This is a genomic window from Rhodosalinus sediminis, from assembly GCF_003385555.1.
In the GTDB taxonomy this organism is placed as follows: Bacteria; Pseudomonadota; Alphaproteobacteria; order Rhodobacterales; family Rhodobacteraceae; genus Rhodosalinus; species Rhodosalinus sediminis.
The window spans coordinates 1-1708 of the sequence record NZ_QOHR01000067.1 but is presented as its reverse complement, the minus strand read 5'-3'; the positions used below and the strand labels follow the sequence as shown (position 1 = coordinate 1708).

Here is a 1708-nt window from a genome sequence, read left to right as displayed (position 1 = left end):
CGAAGGTTCTCGAGAAGGCCGAGATCGGCGAGACCGCCTCATCCGACAAGGACTACGAGGCGCGCCTGAAGGAGATCATCGACGCGGCAGACCTTCCCGAAACTCGCCGCCAGCAGTTCCTCGCCCTGAAGAAGGAGGAACTGCTGCGCGAGATCGTGGACAACGTCGGGAAGAGGGGCGCCGCCGGTCAGGACCTCCAGAACGTCATATCGGTGGCGATGCTGTCGGAGGGATGGGACGCCAAGAATGTGACGCACATCATGGGGCTCCGAGCCTTCACGTCCCAGCTGCTCTGCGAACAGGTCGTCGGACGCGGGTTGCGCCGGGTGTCCTACGACACCGACGAGAACGGCCTGTTCCTGCCCGAATACGTCAACGTCTTCGGTGTGCCGCTCTCGATCTCGGAGACCGGCGAAGGCGGTGAGGCGCCGCCACCGCCGAAGCCAACCACGCAGATCGAAGTGGTGCCCGACCGCGCGCATCTGGAACTTCGCTGGCCGAACGTGCTGCGGGTCGAAACGGTCGTCAAACCGGAGCTCGCCATCGACTGGAACAAGGTTCAGCCGCTCGTGCTCGATCCTGCCAGCACACCGATCAGCGCCGAACTTGCCCCGGCGCTCGGCGGCGCGACGGACATGGGCAAGGTCACCGCGATCGACCTCGAGAAGCTACCGGATGGCTTCCGTCTACAGCGCCTCGTATTTCAGGCTGCCCGGAAGGCGTTTGCCGAGCTGAGCCATGGCTTCACTGGCACCCACGAATATCTGGCGGCGCAGCTGGTCAGGATCGTCGAGGCGTTCCTCAACTCCGACCGACTCGACATCCCGTCGCTGTTTCACTCCGATCCGCTTCGGCGGCGGATCCTGATCGCGCTCAACATCGATCTCGTGGTCCAGCATGTGCTGAAAAACGTGACCGAGCAGAACACGGAACGCCTGACGCCGGTGTTCGACGAGGAAAACCCGATAGGTGCAACCGGGTTGATGCGCACCTGGTACACGACCAAGCCGTGCTTCCCGACGAGCAAGTCGCACATCAGCCACCTGGTGGGAGATTCTGCCTGGGAGGGCCACGCGGCCAACGTCTTCGAGAAGCGCGATGACGTTCTCTCATATGCCAAGAACGATCACTTGGGCTTTCAGATCTATTACATGTGGGCAGGCTCCCGGCGGCGATACGTCCCGGATTTCCTGGTCCGTCTCGCTGGCGGCACGATCCTCGCACTCGAGATCAAGGGCACCGACAGTCCTCAGAACAAGGCCAAGCGGGACGCGCTGAACGAATGGGTGAAGGCGATCAACGCAGCAGGCGGTTTCGGGCGCTGGGCTTGGGATGTCGCGTTCAAGCCGGGCGAGGTGCAGGACATCATCACCAAGCATGCGGCCGTAGCCGAGCCAGCAGAGTAAAGCTGGCGTTTCGGCCAGAGCGCGACAGAGTTGTTCGATCCCGGTTCCATCTCGATAGCGCCACTGGCATCGAAGTGTTTAGGTTGGGTTTGGAATTAGTCTCTGAATTTCAGGAGCTTGCAGGCTCTACACCAAATCCGCGAAGTCGAGAGGTCCGGAGAATTTCGGCCGTGAGAGACCGCTTCCGGGCCTCATGGCGCAGGTGCCAGTGCTCAGCCCATCCCGCATAACCCTCGAATACAACGAGAAAATCCGGCCGCGGCCGGATCGGGAGACGCCTTTCGCGAGGGCAAGTGGCGGAG

At 62.2% G+C, this 1708-nt stretch carries 1 pseudogene; it reads left to right on the top strand.

What is annotated here, in order from left to right:
* Nucleotides 1-1406, top strand: a pseudogene (locus DRV84_RS15085) (restriction endonuclease); the annotation flags it as partial.
* Nucleotides 1407-1708 lie beyond the last annotated feature (302 nt).